This is a genomic window from Micromonospora sp. NPDC049900, assembly GCF_044461025.1.
Taxonomy (GTDB): Bacteria; Actinomycetota; Actinomycetes; order Mycobacteriales; family Micromonosporaceae; genus Micromonospora.
Genome location: NZ_JBITKM010000003.1, coordinates 386193 through 406642, shown reverse-complemented (window position 1 = coordinate 406642; position 20450 = coordinate 386193). Strand labels below are relative to the sequence as shown.

Annotated in this window: 22 protein-coding genes; 9 read left to right on the top strand and 13 right to left on the bottom strand. The window is 72.6% G+C overall.

The window, feature by feature from the left end; translation table 11 throughout:
• The 9 genes from ACIBMZ_RS10225 to ACIBMZ_RS10185 all read right to left on the bottom strand — a co-directional run bounded on the left by ACIBMZ_RS10225 (nucleotide 1) and on the right by ACIBMZ_RS10185 (nucleotide 10061).
• Nucleotides 1-921 (bottom strand): 2-deoxy-5-keto-D-gluconate 6-phosphate aldolase domain-containing protein, encoded by a 921-nt coding sequence (locus ACIBMZ_RS10225; RefSeq protein WP_396692250.1) that lies wholly within the window; start codon nucleotides 919-921, stop codon nucleotides 1-3.
• A complete protein-coding gene (locus tag ACIBMZ_RS10220; protein ID WP_396692249.1) occupies nucleotides 918-1925 on the bottom strand; it encodes an alcohol dehydrogenase catalytic domain-containing protein in 1008 nt (335 codons plus the stop codon). The genes ACIBMZ_RS10225 and ACIBMZ_RS10220 overlap by 4 nt, the downstream gene beginning before the upstream one ends.
• Nucleotides 1922-2773 (bottom strand): carbohydrate ABC transporter permease, encoded by an 852-nt coding sequence (locus ACIBMZ_RS10215; protein ID WP_396692248.1) that lies wholly within the window; start codon nucleotides 2771-2773, stop codon nucleotides 1922-1924. Before ACIBMZ_RS10215 ends, ACIBMZ_RS10220 begins: the two co-directional genes overlap by 4 nt.
• Nucleotides 2770-3726 (bottom strand): carbohydrate ABC transporter permease, encoded by a 957-nt coding sequence (locus ACIBMZ_RS10210; RefSeq protein ID WP_396692247.1) that lies wholly within the window; start codon nucleotides 3724-3726, stop codon nucleotides 2770-2772. Before ACIBMZ_RS10210 ends, ACIBMZ_RS10215 begins: the two co-directional genes overlap by 4 nt.
• A 4-nt stretch (nucleotides 3727-3730) precedes the next feature.
• Nucleotides 3731-5026 (bottom strand): ABC transporter substrate-binding protein, encoded by a 1296-nt coding sequence (locus ACIBMZ_RS10205; RefSeq protein WP_396692246.1) that lies wholly within the window; start codon nucleotides 5024-5026, stop codon nucleotides 3731-3733.
• Between the two features lie 24 nt (nucleotides 5027-5050).
• Nucleotides 5051-6157, bottom strand: a complete 1107-nt coding sequence (locus ACIBMZ_RS10200; RefSeq protein WP_396692245.1) for a 6-phosphofructokinase — start codon at nucleotides 6155-6157, stop codon at nucleotides 5051-5053.
• 2 nt (nucleotides 6158-6159) lie between these two features.
• Nucleotides 6160-7617, bottom strand: a complete 1458-nt coding sequence (locus ACIBMZ_RS10195) for an aldehyde dehydrogenase family protein (protein WP_396692244.1) — start codon at nucleotides 7615-7617, stop codon at nucleotides 6160-6162.
• On the bottom strand, nucleotides 7614-8816 hold the full coding sequence (locus ACIBMZ_RS10190) for a mandelate racemase/muconate lactonizing enzyme family protein (RefSeq protein ID WP_396692243.1): 1203 nt from the start codon (nucleotides 8814-8816) through the stop codon (nucleotides 7614-7616). Before ACIBMZ_RS10190 ends, ACIBMZ_RS10195 begins: the two co-directional genes overlap by 4 nt.
• A gap of 462 nt (nucleotides 8817-9278) precedes the next feature.
• Nucleotides 9279-10061, bottom strand: a complete 783-nt coding sequence (locus tag ACIBMZ_RS10185; RefSeq protein ID WP_396692242.1) for a DeoR/GlpR family DNA-binding transcription regulator — start codon at nucleotides 10059-10061, stop codon at nucleotides 9279-9281.
• 116 nt (nucleotides 10062-10177) lie between these two features.
• Here ACIBMZ_RS10185 and ACIBMZ_RS10180 point away from each other — a divergent pair, with 116 nt between their 5' ends.
• The 4 genes from ACIBMZ_RS10180 to ACIBMZ_RS10165 are packed head-to-tail and all read left to right on the top strand — an operon-like array spanning nucleotide 10178 to nucleotide 12533.
• Nucleotides 10178-11047, top strand: a complete 870-nt coding sequence (locus ACIBMZ_RS10180; protein WP_396692241.1) for a hypothetical protein — start codon at nucleotides 10178-10180, stop codon at nucleotides 11045-11047.
• 3 nt (nucleotides 11048-11050) lie between these two features.
• A complete protein-coding gene (locus ACIBMZ_RS10175) occupies nucleotides 11051-11773 on the top strand; it encodes a TSUP family transporter (protein ID WP_396692240.1) in 723 nt (240 codons plus the stop codon).
• Nucleotides 11770-12195, top strand: coding sequence for a YidH family protein (locus tag ACIBMZ_RS10170; RefSeq protein ID WP_396692239.1), 426 nt, complete (start codon nucleotides 11770-11772; stop codon nucleotides 12193-12195). Before ACIBMZ_RS10175 ends, ACIBMZ_RS10170 begins: the two co-directional genes overlap by 4 nt.
• Nucleotides 12192-12533 (top strand): hypothetical protein, encoded by a 342-nt coding sequence (locus tag ACIBMZ_RS10165; protein WP_396692238.1) that lies wholly within the window; start codon nucleotides 12192-12194, stop codon nucleotides 12531-12533. Before ACIBMZ_RS10170 ends, ACIBMZ_RS10165 begins: the two co-directional genes overlap by 4 nt.
• Before the next feature lie 89 nt (nucleotides 12534-12622).
• Here the strand turns inward: ACIBMZ_RS10165 and ACIBMZ_RS10160 are convergent, their stop codons facing one another.
• On the bottom strand, nucleotides 12623-13222 hold the full coding sequence (locus tag ACIBMZ_RS10160; protein ID WP_396692237.1) for a TetR/AcrR family transcriptional regulator: 600 nt from the start codon (nucleotides 13220-13222) through the stop codon (nucleotides 12623-12625).
• Nucleotides 13223-13310: 88 nt separating this feature from the next.
• Between ACIBMZ_RS10160 and ACIBMZ_RS10155 the strand changes: the two genes are divergently transcribed.
• Entirely contained in the window at nucleotides 13311-14333 is a 1023-nt protein-coding gene (locus tag ACIBMZ_RS10155; protein ID WP_396692236.1) for an aldo/keto reductase, read from the top strand.
• 25 nt (nucleotides 14334-14358) lie between these two features.
• Here the strand turns inward: ACIBMZ_RS10155 and ACIBMZ_RS10150 are convergent, their stop codons facing one another.
• Nucleotides 14359-15009 carry a TetR/AcrR family transcriptional regulator gene (locus ACIBMZ_RS10150; protein ID WP_396692235.1) on the bottom strand — a complete coding sequence of 217 codons (651 nt, stop codon included), beginning with the start codon at nucleotides 15007-15009 and terminating at the stop codon, nucleotides 14359-14361.
• Between the two features lie 147 nt (nucleotides 15010-15156).
• Between ACIBMZ_RS10150 and ACIBMZ_RS10145 the strand changes: the two genes are divergently transcribed.
• The 4 genes from ACIBMZ_RS10145 (at nucleotide 15157) to ACIBMZ_RS10130 (ending at nucleotide 18573) form a co-directional block, all read left to right on the top strand.
• On the top strand, nucleotides 15157-15858 hold the full coding sequence (locus tag ACIBMZ_RS10145; RefSeq protein ID WP_396692234.1) for a hypothetical protein: 702 nt from the start codon (nucleotides 15157-15159) through the stop codon (nucleotides 15856-15858).
• 187 nt (nucleotides 15859-16045) lie between these two features.
• Nucleotides 16046-16168 carry a 50S ribosomal protein L36 gene (locus ACIBMZ_RS10140; protein ID WP_396692233.1) on the top strand — a complete coding sequence of 41 codons (123 nt, stop codon included), beginning with the start codon at nucleotides 16046-16048 and terminating at the stop codon, nucleotides 16166-16168.
• Nucleotides 16169-16222: 54 nt separating this feature from the next.
• Nucleotides 16223-16459, top strand: coding sequence for a preprotein translocase YidC (locus ACIBMZ_RS10135; RefSeq protein ID WP_396692232.1), 237 nt, complete (start codon nucleotides 16223-16225; stop codon nucleotides 16457-16459).
• Between the two features lie 2 nt (nucleotides 16460-16461).
• Nucleotides 16462-18573 carry a heavy metal translocating P-type ATPase gene (locus ACIBMZ_RS10130; protein ID WP_396692231.1) on the top strand — a complete coding sequence of 704 codons (2112 nt, stop codon included), beginning with the start codon at nucleotides 16462-16464 and terminating at the stop codon, nucleotides 18571-18573.
• Here the strand turns inward: ACIBMZ_RS10130 and ACIBMZ_RS10125 are convergent.
• Both ACIBMZ_RS10125 and ACIBMZ_RS10120 read right to left on the bottom strand, forming a co-directional pair.
• Nucleotides 18552-19643, bottom strand: coding sequence for an ABC transporter ATP-binding protein (locus ACIBMZ_RS10125; protein WP_396692230.1), 1092 nt, complete (start codon nucleotides 19641-19643; stop codon nucleotides 18552-18554). The genes ACIBMZ_RS10130 and ACIBMZ_RS10125 overlap by 22 nt on opposite strands.
• Nucleotides 19640-20449, bottom strand: a complete 810-nt coding sequence (locus ACIBMZ_RS10120; RefSeq protein WP_396692229.1) for an ABC transporter permease — start codon at nucleotides 20447-20449, stop codon at nucleotides 19640-19642. The genes ACIBMZ_RS10125 and ACIBMZ_RS10120 overlap by 4 nt, the downstream gene beginning before the upstream one ends.
• Nucleotide 20450: the final 1 nt, after the last annotated feature.

Sequence of the window (20450 nt, the reverse complement as noted above, 5' to 3'; positions counted from 1 at the left end):
TCACTCGGTGGACGTCCCGGCCGACCCGGTGCCGGCCGCGGCGGTGGACGCGGCGGCCAGGAAACCCGTGGCGAACCGGTGGTATGTCGCCGCCACCGCGGCGACGGCGTCCGGGCGGGCGACCGCGCCGGAGAGCAGTCCGCGCAGCGCGTCCCACCAGATGCTACGGCCGATGGCGAAGCCGGTGAAGCCGCCGGCCGCCGCCTCGCGCAGCCACCCGTCCACCGTCTCCACCGGAGCATTGGCACCCAACAGGATGCACTCGCCGCCGGTGGCGGCGGCCAGGTCGGCGGCGGCCCGGTAGTGGCCGACCTCGGCGAGATGCTCCAACTTCCACACGTCGACCGGGAACGCCTGCGACAGTTCCGTCATCCCGCGCAGGATCAGCTCGGGGCGCAGCTTGCGGTCGAAGGCGGCGGTGTCGCCGTCGACTGCGGCGAGCTGTCCGGGCGTCGGCGGCACCAGGAGTTCGACCAGGAACCGGCCGCCCGCGTCGCGTACCGCCGTGGCCACCTCGGCCAGCCGGTCCCGCTGCACGGCGTTGCCCTCGCGGTCGCCGTCCACGTTGTAGCGGATCAGCACCTTCGGCAGCGTCGGCGTGTGGTGACGCAGGAACCCGGGCAGGTCCGCCGGCTCGGTCTCGTAGACGTCGAGGCCACCGCGCTCCAACGGCATGCTCAGGGCGACCCGGTGGGCGTGGGCCCGTTCCGGCACGCCCGGCCCGAGCAGGTCGTCGACCAGCACCGCAGCGTGTTCCCGCAGCTCGGGCGCAGCGGCCAGGGCGGCGAGCAGTCCGTCGAGGACCATGTGCTTGCCGTCGGCGATGGCGGCCCGCTCGGTGACGGCGGCCGTGCCGGTGTGCCCGTAGAGGGCCTTGGTCAACCAGGGGCGCTGGTCCATGGCGAGGATCAGCAGACTCATCGGGCTTCCTCCGTGACGATGCAGGGCTTGACGTAGTCACCGGCGACGAACCGGGCGAACGCTCCGGGCAGCTCGGCGAGGGGCAGCGGGTGGGTCAGGGTGTCGCGCAGGGTGCCGCCGACCGCCCGCAGCAGCGCCCAGTTCTCCTCGACCTCGCTGGTCGGGAAGTAGAACGAGCGCACCGTGAAGCAGTCCGTGCGCCGCCAGCGCGGTGTCGCCGGCATGGTGTACGGCTCATTCGACTCGCCGAGCGCCACCACCGTCCCGCCGGGGGTGACCACCCGCTGGGCGGTCTCCCGGGCGGCAGCCGCCCCGGACACCTCGACCACCAGGTCGTACTGGTTCTCCCGGGTCAGTGCCTCGGCGGTGGTGGGGACGGCACCGAGCCGCTCGGCGGTGGCCGACCGGCCGGGGTGCGGGTCGTACGCGTGCACCTCGCCGACGCCCAGCAGCGGCGCCACGGCCACCACACCCAGTCCCAGCGGTCCGGCGCCCACCACCAGCGTCCGGTCGACGTCGCCGACCCGGGTACGCCGCGCCAACCGCAACGCGTGCGCGGCGGTGCCGACGGTGTCCAGACCGAGCACGGCGACGTCCAACGCGACGTCGTCGGGGACCGGCAGCACGCACCGGGCCGGCACGTCCACGTGCTCGGCGAACCCGCCGTCGCGTTGCCACCCGATCAGCTCCCCCAGGGCCAGGCACTGGTTGGTCATCCCGGCCCGGCAGCGGACGCACTCGCCGCAGTAGACGGGGATGTAGACGATGGCCCGGGTGCCGCTCGGCACGTCCACGCCCTCGCCCACCTCGACGACCGTGCCACCGATCTCGTGGCCGGGCACCACCGGCGAACCCGCGGCGAGCAGCCGCTTGTCCGACCCGCAGAGCGCGCAGACGTCGACCCGCAGCCGCACCTCGCCCGGTGCCACCGGGCCGAGCGACACCTGCTCGAAGTCGATCCGCCCGTCGCCGGTGAACCGGGCCCGGGAACTGGTCGTGCTCACTTGACCGCACCTCCGGTGATGCCCCGGACCAGCCAGCGCTGCGCGAAGATGGTGAGCAGCAGCGCGGGGGCCGAGATCAGTGTGCTGGCGGCCATCAGGCCACCGAAGTCGTTCGATCCCTGGCCGATGAAGTTGAACGCGATGACGGTCAGCGGCAGCGTCTCGTTGTTCGCCAGGGCGAGCGCGAACAGGAAGTAGTTCCAGGAGAAGACGAAGCTGAGCGTCAGTGCCACCGACAGCCCCGGCAGGGCCAGCGGCAGGGCGATCCGGGTGAACCGCTGCCAGGCGTTCGCGCCGTCGATCAGCGTCGACTCCTCGATGCTGATCGGGATCTCCTCGAAGAAGGGGATCAGCAGCCAGATGCAGAGCGGCATCGTGATGATCAGGTGCGCGACGATCAGCAGCCCGTAGTTCAGCATGGTGTTCGAGGGCGCGTCGATGCGTACCGACAGGACGAAGAGCGGCAACACGAACAGCACGCCGGGGGCCATCCGGGCCAGCAGGGTGAGGAATCCCAGACCGGGCAGGTTGCGGCGGACCACGACGTACGCCGCGGGCACCCCCAGCAGCAGGCCGAGCAGGGTCGAGCCACCGGCGACGATGAAGCTGTTGACGATGTAGCGACCGAAGTCGAACCGCTCGAACAGGGCGGTGTAGTTCTCCAGGGTCAGCGCCGACGTCACGGCGAAGATCGAGCCGGTGATGTCGACGTTGCGCCGCAGCGAGGACCAGAGCATGAACAGCACCGGGCCGAAGAAGATCACGGTGAAGACGGCGTACGCCGCATAGACGCCGAGGCGACGGCGGCGGGGCTGACGGGCGGTGTCGGCGCTGGTCACGGTGCTCACTTCGCCTCCCGGGAACGCAGCCAGGTGAAGAGGCCGGCGATGCCGATCACCAGGACGAGCAGCGTGATCTGCAACGCCGCCGCGTAGCTGGGGGCCTGGTCGATGAAGGCGGCCCGGTAGCCGTAGACGTTCAGGGTGTTCGTCGAATTCACCGGACCCCCCTGGGTCATGATGTAGACGGTGTCGAAGAACCGGACCAGGTCCACGGTGCGCAGCAGGATCGCCACGGTCAGCACCGGGCGCAGCAGCGGCAGGCCGATGTGCCAGGCGGTCCGCCACGCGCTCGCCCCGTCGATCGCGGCGGCCTCGAACGGCTCCTCGGGCAGCGCCCGGATACCCGCCGAGATGATCAGCGCCATGAACGGCGTCCACTGCCAGATGTCGACCAGCGCGATGGACCACGGCGCGATGCTCGGGTCGCCGAGCCAGATCACCGGGTCGATGCCGACCGCGCCGAGGATCTGATTGGCCGCGCCGAGCGTGGGATCCATGATCAGCAGCCACAGCAGACCGACCGCCACGCTCGCGGTTATCGCCGGGATGAGCATCATCCCCTGGAAGATCCGCCGGCCGGGCACGTCGAGGCTCATCACGTACCCGAGCACCAGGCCGAGCAGCGTCTCGACGAGGAGACAGACGACGAAGAGGAAGATCGTCACCCGCAGCGAGTTCCAGAACTCGGGGGTGGCCAGCATCTCCCGGTAGTTGCCGAAGCCGAGCAGACCGGCGTTGGTGCCGTCGGGCCGCCGATCGGTGATCGACAACCACAGGGTGTAGACGATCGGCACCAGCACCAGGGCGCCGGTGGCGAGCAGCGCCGGCAGGACGAACGGCATGATGCCCCGCGCGGTCGGATCGACCCGCCGTCGGCGGCGCTGCCGTGGTGCGGGGGGCGACGCCCCCCGCTCCGGCTTACCGGAGCGGGAGACGTCCGACGGACTCGTGGTGACCACTACGTCATCCCTCGTTCTTGGCCAACTGCGGGGCGAGACCGTCCTGGATCTGCTTGGCCGCCTCGGCGGCCGAGGCCCGGCCCAGGATCGCCAGGCCGACCGCGTCGCCGATGATCTTGCGCATCTCCGGCGCCGCCACACCGACCGGACCGACCTCGGTGGAGCCGGTGGTCTGCGCCGAGGTCAGCACCTCGTTCCACTCCTTGAGCAGGTCGGTGTCGAGCGAGGAGGTGTACGCCTCCGAACCGGCCACCGAGGTACGCGGCGGGGCGATGCCCGACTCGGTCAGCTTCTGCTGGACCTCGGCGCTGGTCGCCCACTCGACGAACTTCCAGGCAGCGTCCTTCTTCTGGGAGAACGACGAGACCGCCAGCCCCCAGGACAGGATCGTGGTGCGGGAACCGGCCTCTCCGGCGGGGAACGCCACCACGCCCAGGTCGTCGGCCACCTTCGAGCTACCCGGGTCGGTGATACTGCTGACCTCGTTGCTCGACTCCAGCATCATCGCCGCGTTGCCGGCGGCCATCAGCGCCGAGGACTGGGTGAAGGTGTTGTTGACCACGCCGTCCGGGCCGTACTCGCGGGCCAGGGTGGCGTACTGGTCGATCGCCTCGACCGCACGCGGGTCGTCGAAGTTGGGCGTGACCTTGTCCTCCTTCGTCCACTCCACCCCGCGCGCGTGCAGGAACGGACCGAAGGTGAACGGCAGCGCCGTCGACTGCCCCCGCAACGCGATCGGCGTGACCGCACCGTTCGAGCGGTCCTTGATCGCCGCCGCGGTACTGGTCAGCTCCGCCAACGTCGTCGGCGGAGTGAGGTTGTACTGCTGGAACAGGTCCTTGCGGTAGTAGAGGACCACGGCTTCGACGTTGATCGGCGCGGCGATCTGCTTGCCGTCGACGGTCATGCCGGCCCGTACCGCCTCGGGGAAGTCCTCGACGTTGTAGTCGGCGGCACCGGAGACGTACGAGTCCAGCGGCTCGTAGTAGTTCGACCGGGCGAACTGCGGCCCCTCGCGGGAGGGCAGCGCCATGAACACGTCCATGGCGGAGCTGCGCGACTGCAGGTTGAGTTGCACCTTGTCGCGCATCTGCTGCTCGGCGAAGGTCTGCACCCGCACCTTCAGCCCCGACTCGCGCTCGAAGTCGCCGATCAGCGGCTCGATCGCCCGCTGCCAGGGGTGGTTGGACATGATGAGGTTGATCTCGTCGGACGATCCGGCGGAGTCGCCTCCGCCGCAGCCGACGAGGAGCCCGCCGGTCATGGCCAGAGCGATCCCGGCGGTGAGATATCTGCGCATGTCTTGCCCTTCCGTGTTCTCGTGTCAGCCGAGCAGGGGTTCCAGCCAGCGGTGGAAGGAGTCGAGCTCGGTGGGGTGGGTGGTGCGCCACTGCTCGGGCACGGCCCGGGTCCGCCCGGCCACCTCGGCCAGCGGCACCGGGTCGTACCCGACGTCGTACGAATCGCCGGGCCGGCGGTGCAGCCCGACCATGACCCCGCCGACGCCCTCCACCAGCAGCCGGGCCGCGCGCCGCCCGACCTCGGCGGCCTCGCGTCGGTCGGTCTCGGAGGCGAGGGAGGCGGCACTGCGCTGCGCCATCCCGAGCACCTCGCCCCGAGCGGCGACGCCGAGCCGCGCGCCGACGGTGCGGGCGAGTACCCGACAGACGCCGCCGAGCAGGATGCGGGTGTGGTTGGCCGCCTCGAACGGCTCGTCGGTCAGTTCCGGCGCGGCGCCCTCGCTGACCACCACGAAGGCCCGACCGTGGGCGGCCAGGGCGTCGGCGACCCGGTCCAGGAAGACGGTCGTGTCGAACGGGACCTCCGGCAGCAGCACCAGGTGGGGTGCGTGCGCCGGGTCGTCGCCGTGCCAGGTCGCGGCCAGCGCCAGCCAGCCCACCGAGCGACCGAGGGTCTCCACGATCCGGACCGGTTCCACGCCGGCCATCGCCGCGTGGTCGCGGGCCAGGTCCGGGACGATGCGGGTCAGGTACCGGGCGGCCGAGGCGTACCCGGGACTGTGGTCGACGCCGACCAGGTCGTTGTCGACCGTCTTCGGGATGCCGACGGTGAGCAGCGGCCGTCCCCGCTCGGCGGCCCGCTCGCCGAGGGCGTGCAGCAGGGCCATGGTGCCGTTGCCGCCGATCAGCGACACGCCGTCGACCTGGTGCCGGTCGAGCGAGTCCAGTGCGGCGTCGAGGTCGGCGACGGTCACCGCCCGGCGGCCCGCGCCGAGCCAGGACCCACCCCGGCGGGTCACCGCCACCGGCACGTCAGCCCGGGTCACCTCGGTGAACGCCCCGCTCACCAGGGCGTCCGGCCCACCGCGCAGGGCCAGCACCGGGTGCCCGTCGGCGGCTTCCAGGAAGCCGTGGAGGCTGGCGTTGACCACGGCGGTCGGCGCTCCGGTCTGTCCGATCAGCAGGCGCATGGTCAGCCCTCGACCGGCCGGGTCGCCACGCTCTGGAAGCTCTGGAACGCCTCCAGACCGGGACGTCCGCCCTCGTAGCCGAGGCCGGAGTGGCCGAGCCCGCCGAAGGGCACCCACGGGGTGTTCGGCGTACCGGTGTTGACACCGACGATCCCGGCCCGCAACCGACCGGCCACCGCACGGGCGGCGTCGAGGTCGGTGCCGCAGACGTAGCCGGCCAGTCCGTACCCGGTGGCGTGGTGCAGACGCAGCACCTCGTCGAGATCCCGGTAGACACGCACCGGCGCGACCGGTCCGAAGATCTCCTCGGTCATCGCACGGCAGTCGTCCGGTGCGTCCAGCAGCACGGTCGGGGCGGCGAAGTGTCCCGTCGTGGGCAGACCGGCGTCGGTGGTCACCGCACGGGCGCCCCGGGCGACGGCGTCGGCGACGATCTCGGCCATTCGGGCGGGGTCGCCGGCCGGGGCGAGCGGCCCCAGGTCGGTGGCCGGATCGGTGGGGTCACCGACGCGCAGCGCCCGGGTGGCGGCGACGAACGCCCCGGTGAACTCCTCGGCCACCTCGGCGGCGACGAAGACCTGGTTGGCGGCGATGCAGGACTGGCCGTTGTTGCGGTACTTGGCCACCACCAGGTTCTCGGCCGCCGCCGCCGGATCGGCGTCGGGAAGCACCACGAACGGCGCGCATCCGCCCAGCTCCAGCACGGTACGCAGGAAGTGCGGGGCGGCCTGGGCGGCGACCAGCTTCCCGACCCGGGTGGAGCCGGTGAACGACACCACGCGCACCGCCGGGTCGGCGAGCCAGGGGTTCACCACGTCCTCCGGAGTGCCGAGGACGGTGGAGAGCCACCCCTCCGGCAGGTGCCGGGCACAGACCTCGGCCAGCACCAACGACGACAACGGGGCGATTTCGCTCGGCTTGAACAGCACCGGTGCTCCGGCCGCCACCGCCGGGGCGATCTTGCGGGCCGGAATGGAGACCGGGAAGTTCCACGGGGTGAGTACGGCGGCCACCCCGATCGGCCGCGTCCGCACCTCGTGCCGGATCCCCGGCACCACGTCGAACCGCTCGGTCGACTGCCTTTCCAGCAGCTCGGCGGTGATCCGGAAGTACGCCACCGTGAGCCCCAGCTCGGCCCGGGCCTCGGCGAGTCGTTTGCCGGTCTCCCGGGTGATCAGGGCCGGCCACTCGTCCTGGCCGGCGAGCTGCTCGACGGCGTCGGCGATGGACCGCAGCGCGGCGGTCCGCTCGGCGACCGGACTGTCCACCCAGCCGACCGACTTCTTCGCGGCATCGAGGGCGGCAGCGGCCTCGGCCGCCGCACCGAGGGTCACCTCGGCGAAGGCGACGCCGTTGGCCGGATCGTGCACGGCCAACCGCGCGCCACCGGCATCGGGGTGGCCGGCGACCCGCACGGCGGTGTCGGCGGCGAGAACCTGCGAGACGATGCGGTCGGTCACGGTAGCTGCTCCTCGTAGCGGTCGAGCTGGTCAGGGTCGAGGTCGATGCCGAGGCCGGGCTGGTCCGGCACCCGGACGGTGCCGTGATCGGTGAGCAGCGCGTCGGCGGCAGCGCGCAGCGGGTTGGAGCGGATGTCCCACTCGACGAGTCGGGTGGCCCGGCTTGCGGCGGCGGCGCAGACCGTCGCCGCAGTGGCGACGGCGCCGTTGTACAGGTGCGGATTGACGGTGTGCCCGGTGGCGGCGGCGGCCGTACGGACGGCGAGGAACTCGGTGATTCCGCCGACCTTGCTCAGGTCGGGTTGGACGATGCGGACCGCGTCGGCACGCAGGTACGGCGTGAAGGCCGTCGCGCCGTAGAGGTTCTCCCCGGTGGCCAGGGGCATCCCGGTACGGCGGGCCAGCTCGGCCAACTGCTCCGGACGGTCACCGGCGAGCGGCTCCTCCAGCCAGGCCACTCCCAGCTCGGCCAGGGCGGGCGTGACGGCCAGCGCCTCGTCGAGCGACCACGCCTGGTTGGCGTCGGCGAAGAGCTGCGCGTCGTCGCCGAGGACCCGCCGGGCGGCGCGGACGTTGGCCAGGTCGGTCTCGGCACCGAAGCCGACCTTGATCTTCACGGCGGTCAGGCCGAGCGCGGCGCAGCGTTCGGCGGTCTCGGCGACCCCGGTCGGGCCGAGGCTGGAGCCGTAGACCGGCACCTCGGTGGGCGGCTCGGGGTGGTCGGCGAGCAGCCGGGTCAGACTCACCCCGGCATGCCGGGCGGCAAGATCCCACAGGGCCAGGTCGACACCGCTGACGGCCTGGTGGATCGGGCCCGGCGCGCCCCACTGCCGGCCCAGCGGTCGCAGCCGCCGCAGCAGCGTCCGGTGGGCCTCGGCGGTGTCGGTGAAGCGCCGGCCGACCAGGAGCGGGGCGACTCCTTCGCGGATCGTGGCGATCCGCTCCCGCCAGGCCCAGGAGGGATAGTTGGCCCAGGTCTCGCCCACGCCCACCGAACCGTCCGCGAGCTCGACCTCGACCAGGATCATCACCCGGTGGGTCAGCGGGGCGAACGACATGGCGATCTTCTCGTCGGGACGGGCCCGCAGCACCCGGCAGCGCACGGCGGCCACGGCGACGTCCGGCAGCGCCGCCGGTGAGGGCGCGGCGGCCGACGGTTCGGAGGTGGGCTGCCCCACGGCTGCGGACGTTCGGAGCATTGTTCCCTCTCTCACAACTCGCACCAAGGTGCATGCAATCTTGGGGGCACGTGAAGTCCACGTCAAGGGCCCGTAACAAATGTGTTGCCTGCTGAGCGGGCGGAGCCGGGATTCGGCGCACGCGACGACCCGGCGCGGCAGACGGCGGTCGAGTGCGGCCTGCGGTCACCAACCCGCCGGTCGGGTGCAGTCGGTGGTCACCGTCCGGGGCAGGTCACCGGCCGCGAGTCAACGCGGGACGGTGCGAAGCGGACCCGAGCGCGAGTCGGCGCGGCGCAGGCCGGAGCCGGGTCGGGGGCAGCGTGGGTCAGCGCGGGTCGGCGCAGGTCAGGGCGGCGCAGGTCGGGGCGGCGCAGGTCGGGGCGGCGCAGGTCGGGGCGGCGCGGGTCGGGGCGGCGCGGGTCGGGGCGGCGCGGGTCGGGGCGGCGCGGGTCGGGGCGGCGCGGGTCGGGGCGGTGGCGGTCAGGCGCGGACGAACCGGGTCCCGGCTCGCCGGGCGGCATCGGCCACGGCCGGCGGCAGGTCGACATCGGTGACCAGGGTGTCGATCCGGTCGAAGGCGCAGACCCGGACCGGGGCGCTGGCGTCGAACTTGCTGCCGTCGGCGACCAGGACCACCTCGTCGGCGATCTCCATCACCGCGTGCTTCGCGGTCAGTTCCACCTCGGACCGCACGTAGACACCCCGGGCGTCCACCGCGCTGGCGCCCAGGAAGAGCATCCGTACCCGCATCCGCTGCAACAGGTCCAGGGCGGCGAAGCCGACCATCGCCTGGTTCTCGTGCAGCACCTCGCCGCCGAGGCCGATCACCCGGACCCGAGGTCGACCCAGCATCTGCGCCAGCACCGGAACCGAGTGGGTGACCAGGCAGCCGTCGAAGTCGTCGGGAAGGCAGTGCGCCACGGCGGCTGCGGTCGTACCGCTGTCCACGCCGATCGTGTCGCCGGGAGTGACCAGCGCTGCGGCGGCGCGGCCGACGACGAGCTTGGCCTCGGGGTTGACCTGCGCGCGGTGCAGGTAGCTGGGGCCGGCGGCACCACCGGGGGGCAGGCTGACCCCACCGTGGACCAGCACCGCCTCGCCCCGCTCGGCGAGCCGGCGCAGGTCACGACGGACGGTCATCGGGGAGACGCCGAGCTGCTCGGCGAGGTCGGTCACGGAGAGGAAGCCCGACCGGCGCAGCGCCGCCATGATCTGGGTCCGGCGCTGCGGCGCGCCGTCGTAGCGCAGGGACTCCAAGGTCACGCCGGGCGCCTTCCTCTCGGGATGGATGAAGTCTAGAGCACCAACCCATCTGGTTGATTTCTAACAACGGATGTTAGTTTTACCATCCGTTGTTCTGCCTTCCTGGAGGATGAGCTGTGACCGACTTCCCCGCCTCGAGCCTGGCCCGCCCCTCCGGTGGTTACGCGATGCTCGCCGTCGACCAGCGCGAGGCTCTGCGGGCCATGTTCGCCGCCCACCAGTCCGCCCCCGTCACCGACCGACAACTGACCGACTTCAAGGTGACCGTCGCCCGGGTGCTCAGCCCGTACGCCTCGGCCCTGCTGGTGGACAAGCAGTTCGGCTGGGACGCCGTGGTGGCCAGCGGCGCCGTCGCCTCCGACTGCGCCCTGATCGCCGCTGCGGACGCCTTCACCGGCAGCGCCACCGAGTTCGTCGCCGACGTGGCGATCGACCCCGCCGTCGTCCCGGCCACCGTCCGCGCCGAGGGCGCGAAGGCACTCAAGCTGCTCCTGCTCTGGCGTCCGGACGAGGACCCCGAGGGCCGGATCGCGCTCGCCACCGACTTCATCGAGCGGTGCCGCAAGCACGGTCTGGTCAGCATCATCGAGCCGGTCAGCCGAGGCCCGCGCGACGGCGGCGAGTACGACCACGAGGCCGGCATCCACGCCGCCGCCCGGGAACTCGGGGCTCTCGGGGCCGACCTGTACAAGGCCGAGGTCCCCACCCACGGCAAGGGCACCGAGGCGGAGATCCTCGCCGGCTCGCAACAGCTCACCGAGGTCATCGACAGCCCCTGGGTCGTCCTGTCGTCCGGCGTACCGGCGGAGCGCTTCGGCACGGCCGTCCGGACCGCCTGCCGGGGCGGGGCCTCCGGCTTCCTGGCCGGACGTGCCGTCTGGGCCTCGGTGATCGGCAGCCCCACCCTGGAGGCGGACCTCTCCACCGTCTCCGCCGACCGGCTGCGCCGACTCGCCGACCTCGTCGACGACGCCGTCACCCGCTGAGCCGTGCCGGTCGGCGATCTGCTCGCGGTGGCCGCCGTGGCGCTCGGCGCCACGGCGCAGCGCCTCACCGGTCTGGGATTCGCCCTGGTGGCGGCCCCGTTCCTGGTGGTGCTGCTCGGGCCCCGCACCGGCGTCACCCTCGCCAACGTCCTCTCCATCGCGATCTGCCTGATCGTGCTCGCCGGGACCTTCCGGCACCTGCAACGACGGCTCGCTGCGACCCTGGCCGTCGGCGCCGTCGTCGCCGTACCGCTGGGCGCGCTGGTGGTCCGCACCCTGCCCACCCCGGCGTTGCTGATCGGAGTGGGCACGCTGACCGCCGCCTCGGTGCTCTGGGTGGTCGCCGGGCGGGAACTGCGGCTACTCCGCCGTCGGGGTGGAGCCGTCGTCGCCGGCCTGGCCTCGGGCTTCTGCAACACCACCGCCGCCACCGGCGGCCCGCCGTTGGCGGTCTACGCGGCCAGCACCAGTTGGTCGCAACGCGCCTTCGTGCCCAGCGTGCAGCTCGTCGGACTGGTGAGCAACGGACTCTCGGTGGCCGCGAAGGGACCTCCGGCGGTCTCCCTGCCCTTCGTCGCCTTCTGTGGGGTGGCGATGGCGGCCGGGCTACTCGGCGGGCAGTTCCTCACCCGGCGGGTCAGTGAGGCCCACGCACGCCGGGCGATGCTCCTGCTGGCCCTCGGCGGCAGTCTGCTCGCCGTCGGCAAGGGGGTGACCTCGCTGTGACCGGACGTCAGGGCTACGAATCCAACCCCGCACCCGCCGACCCGGACGACGTACCCCGTGCCGGCCCGGTCCGCCGACCCGGGCGACTCTTCGCCGTCGGCACCGACCCCGATCCCCGGTTCACGCTGGCCAACGAGCGCACCTTCCTCGCCTGGATCCGTACCTCACTGGCGCTCTTCGCGGCCGGCATCGCCCTGGAGGGCCTCAACCTGCCCATCCATCCGGGCTATCGGCTCGCCGCCGCCGTGCTCCTGATCGCACTCGGCACGCTCACCCCGGCCCACGCCTGGCTCGGCTGGCTGCGCACCGAGCGGGCGCTGCGACTGAGCCGGGGACTGCCGCCGCCGACCAGCATGGCGGTGCCGCTCGCCACCGGGCTGCTGACCGTCGGGATCCTGCTCACCCTCGGTCTGCTGCGGTGAGCACGGCGGGCCTGCACGTCGAGCGGACCAGACTGGCGTGGCGTCGCACCGCCGCCGCCTACGCGTTGGCCGCGCTCGTGATCGGTCGGATCCTGGCGTTCGACCTGGGGCACGCCGCGTTGGCGGTCGCGGCTCCGTTCGCCGCCGTGGCGCTGCTGGTGATGATCGGACCGCTGCCGCGCCGAGCCTCCGCAGCCCGGGTCACCCGCCGAGCACCGGCCGCCCGCCCGGCCGGTGCCGCACCGCCGACCGCACCGGCACCCGTGCTGCTCGCCCTGGTGGCCGCGATGACCGCCCTCGCGGGGCTGGTCGGGGCGATCGTCGTGCTGTTGGCCTGACCGGGAACGTCGACCGTCGCCGGACGAGTCCGGGCCGGGTGGGACCGCTCCCTCCCCGCGCACTCGACGTGCGCCCGTTCCCGTGCCGGTCAGCGCGGGACGTCGCCGGACCGTACTCCGTTGACCAGGAGCGCGACCATGCGGCGCGCGTAGTCGGGCTCCTCGTCCGGCATGGGCGCGCACAGCTTCGCGACCGCGTAGAGCAGATCCTGTGGGCTGATCTCGGCTCGGATCTCGCCGGCCGCCGTCGCGCTGTCGAGCAGGGCTCCGAGGGGCGGCCCCAGCTTCTCCATCAGGTAGCCGGAGAGGCCGTCGTACGCGGGATTGCCGGAGTGCAGGGCCACGGCGAAGCCCCGTTTGGTCGCGACGAGTGCGGCGAACCGGTCGAGCCACCCGGCGAGTGCGGCCATCGGCTCGTGCGCGGCGGCCAGCACCGGAGCCGCCTCGGCGCAGGCGTCGATCTCTCGCTCGATCACCGCCTTGATCAGGTCTGAGCGCTGGGGAAAGTGCCGGTAGAGCGTGCCGACCCCGACACCGGCCAGGTCGGTGATCTGTTTGGCGGGCGCGTCCACACCCGAGGTGCCGAAGACCGTCTTCGCCGCGTCGAGCAGCGAGTCGACGTTGCGCTGCGCATCGGTGCGCTTCCGGCGCGGCACCCGCCCGACCGCCGGTGGACCGGTCTCCGACACGTCAACCCCCTTGCTGTTCCGGAAAGCCGTTCCGTATAGTTCCGGAAAGTCATTCCGCTTAACCTGACGATACCCCGAGGAGACGATCATGCAGTACCGCCCTCTGGGCCGGACCGGCATCAAGGTCAGCCCGTACGCGCTCGGCGCGCTGATGTTCGCCACCCAGGTGGGCAACCCCGACCCGCAGGACTCGGTCCGGGTGATCCACAAGGCGCTCGACGTCGGCATCAACCTCGTCGACACCTCCGACGCGTACGGCGACTCGGAGGAGGTCGTCGGCCGGGCACTCGTGGGTCGGCGGGACACCGTCGTCCTGGCCACCAAGTTCAGCCGCCCGACCGGCACCGACCCCAACCAGCAGGGCACCTCCCGACGCTGGATCACCACTGCGGTCGAGGACTCCCTGCGCCGCCTGCGCACCGACCACATCGACCTGTACCAGGTGCACCGGCTGGACCCGGACACCGACATCGAGGAGACGCTCTCCGCACTCACCGACCTGATCCGCACCGGGAAGGTACGGGCGATCGGGTCGTCCAACACCCCGGCCGGCGACATCGTCGAGGCGCAGTCGGTCGCCGAACGACGCGGGCTGGCACGTTTCCGCGCCGAACAGGCGCCCTACTCGATCCTCAACCGCGGCATCGAGAACGAGGTGCTGCCGACGGCGCAGCGCTACGGGATGGGCACGCTGGTCTGGGGCCCGCTCGGTCAGGGGATGCTCACCGGCCGGGTCCGCAAGGGCCGGCAGAACGACCTGCGACGGGCCCACATCTTCCGCCACCTCACCGACGAGCGCCGGATCGACGTCGTCGAGCGGCTCGCCCCGCTCGCCGAGGAGGCCGGTCTGCCGCTGACCCATCTCGCCATGGCCTTCGCCATCGCACACCCGGGCGTGACCAGCGCGCTGCTGGGTGCCCGCACCCTGGACCAGCTCGACGGCCTGCTCGACGGCCTCGACGTCGCGCTCTCCGACGACGTCCTCGACCGGATCGATGAGATCGTCCCGCCCGGCACCGACGTCACCCGGCTCGATCAGGCATACCTGCCGCCGGCCCTGACGGAGCCCGCGCTGCGCCGCCGACCGGTCGGCGAGCGCCGCGCCGCCTGAGTCGGGCGCGACGGCTCGGCGACGATCAACGCGCACCGTAGGCGCGGATGAAGACGCGCACGCCGTCGATCATGGTCTTCCTGACCCGGTCGGGATCGACGCCGGTCGGGTCGGGCTGCTGGTTGTAGGCCAGCAGGACGGTCAGGGCGAAGAGGTGCTCGGTGGCCAGGCGCGGATCGTCGGTCTCCAGCAGGCCGGCCTCGGCGAAGCCGGCGACGTACTCGGCCATCAACTCCTCGGCGCCGTCGGTGGACACGTCGTCGCCGGTGCTGGGGGTACGTAGGCGTTCCTGGGCGGCGAGCGCGAACGCCGCGGCGTAGTCGGCGGAGCCGACCATCGTCGTGCCGAAGTCGACGAGTAGTGCGGTCATGGCCTGTTCGAGGTGGGCGACCGTGGTGATCGGCACCTCGGCCGAGAGGTGCTCGTCGAAGGCGCGCCGCGCGGAGGCCAGCAGCGATTCGGAGGCGTCCGTGAGGATGGCGAGGAACAGCCGCCGCTTGTCGCCGAAGTAGTCGTAGACGGTGGCCTTGGAGACCTTCGCCTCGGCGGCGACGGCGTCCATGCTCACCCGGTCGACGCCCTGCCGGACGAACAGCTCACGCGCCGCCGCGAGGACCGCCTTCCGCTTCGCCGCCGACCTCTCCCGCACCGGCTTCGCCGCCTGGCCTGCACCCACTGACCGCGCTCCTCGTGATCGTCGTGCCCCGTCCGTCCCGCGCGCTGAACTATACCGTTCAGTCTTGCCAGGCCAGACTGAACCGTTTAGTTTAGTTGTGGCGCCGGCACGACGACGCCACTCCACCGAGAGGTTCAGGAGAGACCCGTGCCCAAAGCACCAGCGGTGCTGGGAACCATCGCCGAAGCTCTACTCGGGCGTACCGGACACGTCGAGGCCGTCACCGAGCCCTTCCCCGGCTTCCTCGACGTACGCCTGCGTGCTGACCCACCATCCGGTGGTTGGCACCCCACCCAGGAACTCCAGTTCCGCGTCACCCCCACCCGCAGCCGCCGGTACAACATCCGCACCGTCGACCCGGATCATGCCGACCGCATCGGTCTGCTCATCGCCACCCGCGCCACCGGACCGGGCACGACCTGGGCGAGACAACTGCGCGCCGGAGCCGAGACCACGATCCTGGCGGGTCGGCACATGCCCTTGCGGCTGGCCGGGACCCGACGGCTCCACCTCGGCGACAGCTCCGCCCTCGGCACGATCGACGCCCACACCCGCGACACCGCTCACCTCGTGGCCGTCGAGGTCCCGCCGGCCGCCGTCGCGGCACTCGCCCAGCGCTGGCCACGACACCACTTCGTCGCCGCCACCCCACTGCCGGGTGACGCACTCCAGCGCTGGCTGGAGAGCATGACCGACACCGGCGCCCTCGACGGCATCGACGGCGCCCTGCTGCTCGGACATGCCCAATCCCTGCAACGACAGCGCCGGCACCTCCACCAGCACCGGGTACTCCCACGGAAGGCCATCGTCACCAAGCCGTACTGGGCCACCGGCAAGGAGGGCCTGTGAACCGGTCACCGTGGGCGAGGATCGCGCGGCCCGCGCCGCCGTCGCGCCGTCCACCGGAGTCCGGCCGTACCGATGGGGGTCGCGCCCGCCGGGCTCACGTGCCGCGTGTGGCATGCGCCGGTACGGGTAGACGAGTCGTACGGCACGCGACACGGCGTGCGGACACCGACCGGCAACGGGAGGCGCGATGAAGGTCAGGAGTTCGTTGCGGGCGTTGACGCGGAAGATGAACTCGATCGTGGTCCGCCGTCGGGGCAAGGTCTTCGTGGTCAACAAGAAGGACCCGCGCCAGAAGGCCCGGCAGGGCTGACGGCCTCGCCACCCGGAAAGCGGCGTGGCGGTTCAAACAGGGCAGGAGGCGACCGTGAGCTTCAGAGCGCGGGACGGCGAGCAGCCGGTCGATCCGGACCACGCCGAGGACGAGGCCGGTCAGGTTCCGCTCGTCCAGGTCGAGGCGGACACCGACGTGCCCGCGCCGGACGACACCGACGTACGGCCGGACCTGGTGACCGAGGACGACGGGTCGGGGATGACCGGCGGCTCCTCGGGCAGCAGTGGCGGCGGCTCCAGCATGCCCGGACACCCCGACGCCTCCCACTGAGGATGTCTCCCGCCGGCCATCACCACGACAAGCACGCCGGGCACGACCCGGAGGTCTTCCGCCGCAAGTTCTGGCTGAGCCTGGCGCTGACCGTGCCCGTCGTGCTCACCAGCCACATGGTGATGGACTGGTTCGGCTACCGGCTGGACCTCCCCGGCGTCGACCTGGTGGGGCCGGTCCTCGGCACGGTGGTCTTCGGCTACGGCGGCTGGCCCTTCCTCCAGGGCGCGGTACGCGAGGTCCGCGACCGCGCCCCCGGGATGATGCTGCTGATCGCCATGGCGATCACGGTCGCGTACGTGGCGTCACTGGCCACCGCGTTCGGCGCGTTCGACCTGGACTTCTGGTGGGAACTGGCCGCCCTGGTCACCATCATGCTGCTCGGGCACTGGCAGGAGATGAAGGCCATCGGCCAGGCCCGGGGCGCCCTCTCGGCGCTGGCCGCGTTGCTGCCCGACGACGCGGAACGCCTCGACCCGGACGGCCGACCGCAGGCGGTCACCGTGGCCGACCTGCGCGTCGGCGACCTGGTCCTGGTCCGGCCGGGCGGCCGGGTGCCGGCGGACGGGCAGATCGTCGACGGCACTGCCGAACTGGACGAGTCGATGATCACCGGGGAGTCGCGGCCGGTGTCCCGCTCGCCCGGCGACCGGGTGGTGGCCGGCACGGTCGCCACCGACGCGGCACTACGGGTACGGGTCGACGCGGTCGGCGACGACACCGCGCTGGCCGGCATCCAACGGCTGGTGGCGCAGGCACAGCAGTCCAGCGGACGGGCGCAGGTGCTGGCCGACCGGTTCGCCGCCTGGTTGTTCTACGTCGCCACCGCCACGGCCCTGGTCACCCTGCTGGTGTGGACGCTCCTCGGCAACCTCGACGAGGCGGTCGTCCGTACGGTGACGGTGCTGGTCATCGCCTGCCCGCACGCGCTCGGCCTGGCCATCCCGCTGGTGATCGCCCTCTCCACGGCGGTCGCCGCGAAGGGCGGCATCCTGGTCAAGGACCGGTTGGCGCTGGAACGGATGCGCACAGTGGACACCGTGTTGTTCGACAAGACCGGCACGTTGACCCGGGGCGAACACGTGGTCAGCGACGTCGCTGCCACGAGCGGGTACCGCGCGGCGGATGGCGGCCGGTCGGACGGGACCGGCGACGGTGAACGGGACGTACTCGCCATCGCGGCGGCGGTGGAGGCGGACAGCGAGCATCCCCTGGCCCGAGCCATCGTGGCCGCCGCCGACCGGCAGGCGGACCGGCGGACGGCGACCGGATTCCGGCCGCTGACCGGTCGGGGCGTCCGCGCCGAGGTCGACGGCGTGACCTACGCGGTCGGCGGACCGGCGCTGCTGCGGGAGTTCGGCGTCACCGTGCCCGACGACCTCGCCCGACGGCAGCGGGACTGGTCCGCGCGGGGCGCGGCGGTGCTGCACCTGCTGCGGATGTCGGACGACGGTGGGGCGACGGTGCTGGGCGCGCTGGCCCTGGAGGACGAGGTGCGCCCGGAGGCCCGGCAGGCGGTCGCCGACCTGCGCGCCCAGGGCATCCGGAAGATCGTGATGATCACGGGTGACGCCCGTCCGGTGGCCGAGGCGGTCGCCGCCGACCTCGGGTTCCGCCCCGGTGAGGACGAGGTCTTCGCCGAGGTGCTCCCGGCGGACAAGGACGACGCGGTGGCGGACCTGCACCGACGCGGACTGCGGGTGGCGATGGTCGGTGACGGGGTGAACGACGCCCCGGCGCTGGCCCGCGCGACCGTGGGCATCGCGATCGGCGCGGGTACCGACGTGGCGATCGAGTCCGCCGGGGTGGTGCTCGCCTCCTCCGACCCGCGCGGCGTGACCGGGGTGATCCGGCTGTCCCGCGCCGCGTACCGGAAGATGGTCCAGAACCTGGTCTGGGCCGCCGGCTACAACGTGGTCGCGCTGCCGCTCGCCGCCGGAGTGCTGGCCTGGGCCGGAGTGGCGCTGAGCCCGGCGGTCGCGGCGGTGCTGATGTCCGCCTCCACCATCGTGGTCGCGCTCAACGCCCAACTGCTGCGCCGGGTCCGGCTCCGGCCGCAGGACCAGACGGGTGCGCGGCTCCGGCCGCAGGATCAGACCGGCGCGGCGGGGTAGGCGCGGGTCTCGGCGGCCTTGACCGCGGCCCAGACCGGTTGGCCAGGGGTGAGCGCGAGCTGCGCGGCAGCGGCCGGCGTGACGTCGGCGGCGACCTCGATCGGGCCGCTGAGCTGGATGCGCAGGTTGTCGCCGTGCCGCTGGACCCCGGTGATGGTGGCCGGCCAGGTGTTGCGTGGACTGCCGTCGGGCTGTCGGGGGTGCAGCGCCACCGCCGACGGCGGGAACGCCACGAACACGTCGCCGTGCTGCGGATCCCCGGCGGTCAGCCGGAACCCGTCGGCGAGCCGGACGTGATGCCCGTCGGCCCACCCCCGGTACAGGTTGAGGCCGACCAGGCGGGCCACGTAGTCGGTGCGGGGCTGGGCGGTGATGGTGGCGGCGCTGCCCTCCTGGACGACCGCGCCGTGTTCGACGATGACCAGCCGGTCGGCGAGCACCAGGGCGTCGAGCGGGTCGTGCGTCACCAACAGGGTGGCACCGGTGTGCGCGGCGAGATGCCGCTGCAACTGGGCCCGGGTGTCGAGCCGGGTCCCCGCGTCGAGCGCGGCCAACGGCTCGTCGAGCAGCAGCAACGCCGGTTCGACGGCCAACGCGCGGGCGAGGGCGACCCGTTGGGCCTGCCCGCCGGAGAGTTGTCGGGGCTTGTGTCCGGCGTGTGCGCCCAGTCCCATCCGCGCCAACCAGTCGGCGGCCCGGCCTCGGGCCTGCCGGCGGTTCAGGCCCTGCCGGCGCGGGCCGAACGCGACGTTGTCCAACGCGGTGAGGTGCGGAAAGAGCAGGTAGTCCTGGAAGACCACACCGACGGACCGCCGCTCGGGCGGGGTCCAGATCCGCCGCTGCGGGTGGTCGAGGACACGGTCGTCCAGGGTGAGGTGCCCGGTCGAGAGCGGGAGCAGCCCCGCGAGCGTACGCAGGGCGGTGGTCTTGCCGGCCCCGTTGGGCCCGAGCAGTGCGACCACCTCGCCGGGCCCGATGGTCAGCGGCAGGTCCAGCCGGAACTCACCCCGCGTCACGCCCAGACGGGCGTCGAGCAGCGGCGACCCGGCGGTCGGTGGCGGGACGGTCATGACGAGGTGATCCACCGATCACGAAGGCAGGCGAGGATCACCACGGAGACGGTCAACAGGATGAGGCTCAGCACGATCGCGGCCTCCAGGTCGGTCTCCAGCGCGAGATAGACGGCCAGCGGCATGGTCTGTGTCCGGCCGGGATAGTTGCCGGCGAAGGTGATGGTGGCGCCGAACTCGCCGAGCGCACGGGCCCAGCAGAGCACCGCCCCGGCCGCGATGCCGGGCGCCACGAGCGGCAGCGTGACGTGGGTGAAGGTGGTCCACCGACCGGCACCGAGCGTGGCGGCTGCCTCCTCGTACCGGGTGTCCGCGCCACGCAGCGCCCCCTCCACCGCGATGATCAGGAAGGGCATCGCGACGAACGCCTCGGCGAGCACCACCGCCGTGGTGGTGAACGGCAGCGTGATGCCGAACGTACTGTCCAGCCAGGACCCGACCAGCCCCCGCCGCCCGAAGACCAGGAGCAGCGCCACGCCGCCGACCACCGGCGGCAGCACCAGCGGCACGGTGATCAGGGCACGCACCACCCGGCGGCCGGGGAACGACACCCGGGCCAGCAGCCAGGCCAACGGGATGCCGAGGACCAGGCAGAGCAGGGTGGCCAGCGAGGCGGTCTGCACCGACAGCCGCAACGCGGTCAGCACGCCCGGTTCGGTGAGTCGCTGCGGCAGCGTGCTCCACGGCGTTCGGACCAGCAGCCCGGCCAGCGGCAGCACCAGGAAGACCAGGCCGAGCGTCGCGGGCACCAGCAGGGCGATCGGGACCCGCCCGGTGCGCCGGGTACGGGTGGGGACGCGGATCACC

Excerpts from the sequence above, each read along its gene's own strand:
- ACIBMZ_RS10225 (WP_396692250.1), bottom strand. The coding sequence starts at position 921 with ATGAGTCTGCTGATCCTCGCCATGGACCAGCGCCCCTGGTTGACCAAG.
- ACIBMZ_RS10155 (WP_396692236.1), top strand. The coding sequence starts at position 13,311 with ATGCAGTACCGCCCTCTGGGCCGGACCGGCATCAAGGTCAGCCCGTAC.
- ACIBMZ_RS10205 (WP_396692246.1), bottom strand. The coding sequence starts at position 5,026 with ATGCGCAGATATCTCACCGCCGGGATCGCTCTGGCCATGACCGGCGGG.
- ACIBMZ_RS10190 (WP_396692243.1), bottom strand. The coding sequence starts at position 8,816 with ATGCTCCGAACGTCCGCAGCCGTGGGGCAGCCCACCTCCGAACCGTCG.
- ACIBMZ_RS10125 (WP_396692230.1), bottom strand. The coding sequence starts at position 19,643 with ATGACCGTCCCGCCACCGACCGCCGGGTCGCCGCTGCTCGACGCCCGT.
- ACIBMZ_RS10140 (WP_396692233.1), top strand. The coding sequence starts at position 16,046 with ATGAAGGTCAGGAGTTCGTTGCGGGCGTTGACGCGGAAGATGAACTCG.
- ACIBMZ_RS10200 (WP_396692245.1), bottom strand. The coding sequence starts at position 6,157 with ATGCGCCTGCTGATCGGACAGACCGGAGCGCCGACCGCCGTGGTCAAC.
- ACIBMZ_RS10130 (WP_396692231.1), top strand. The coding sequence starts at position 16,462 with ATGTCTCCCGCCGGCCATCACCACGACAAGCACGCCGGGCACGACCCG.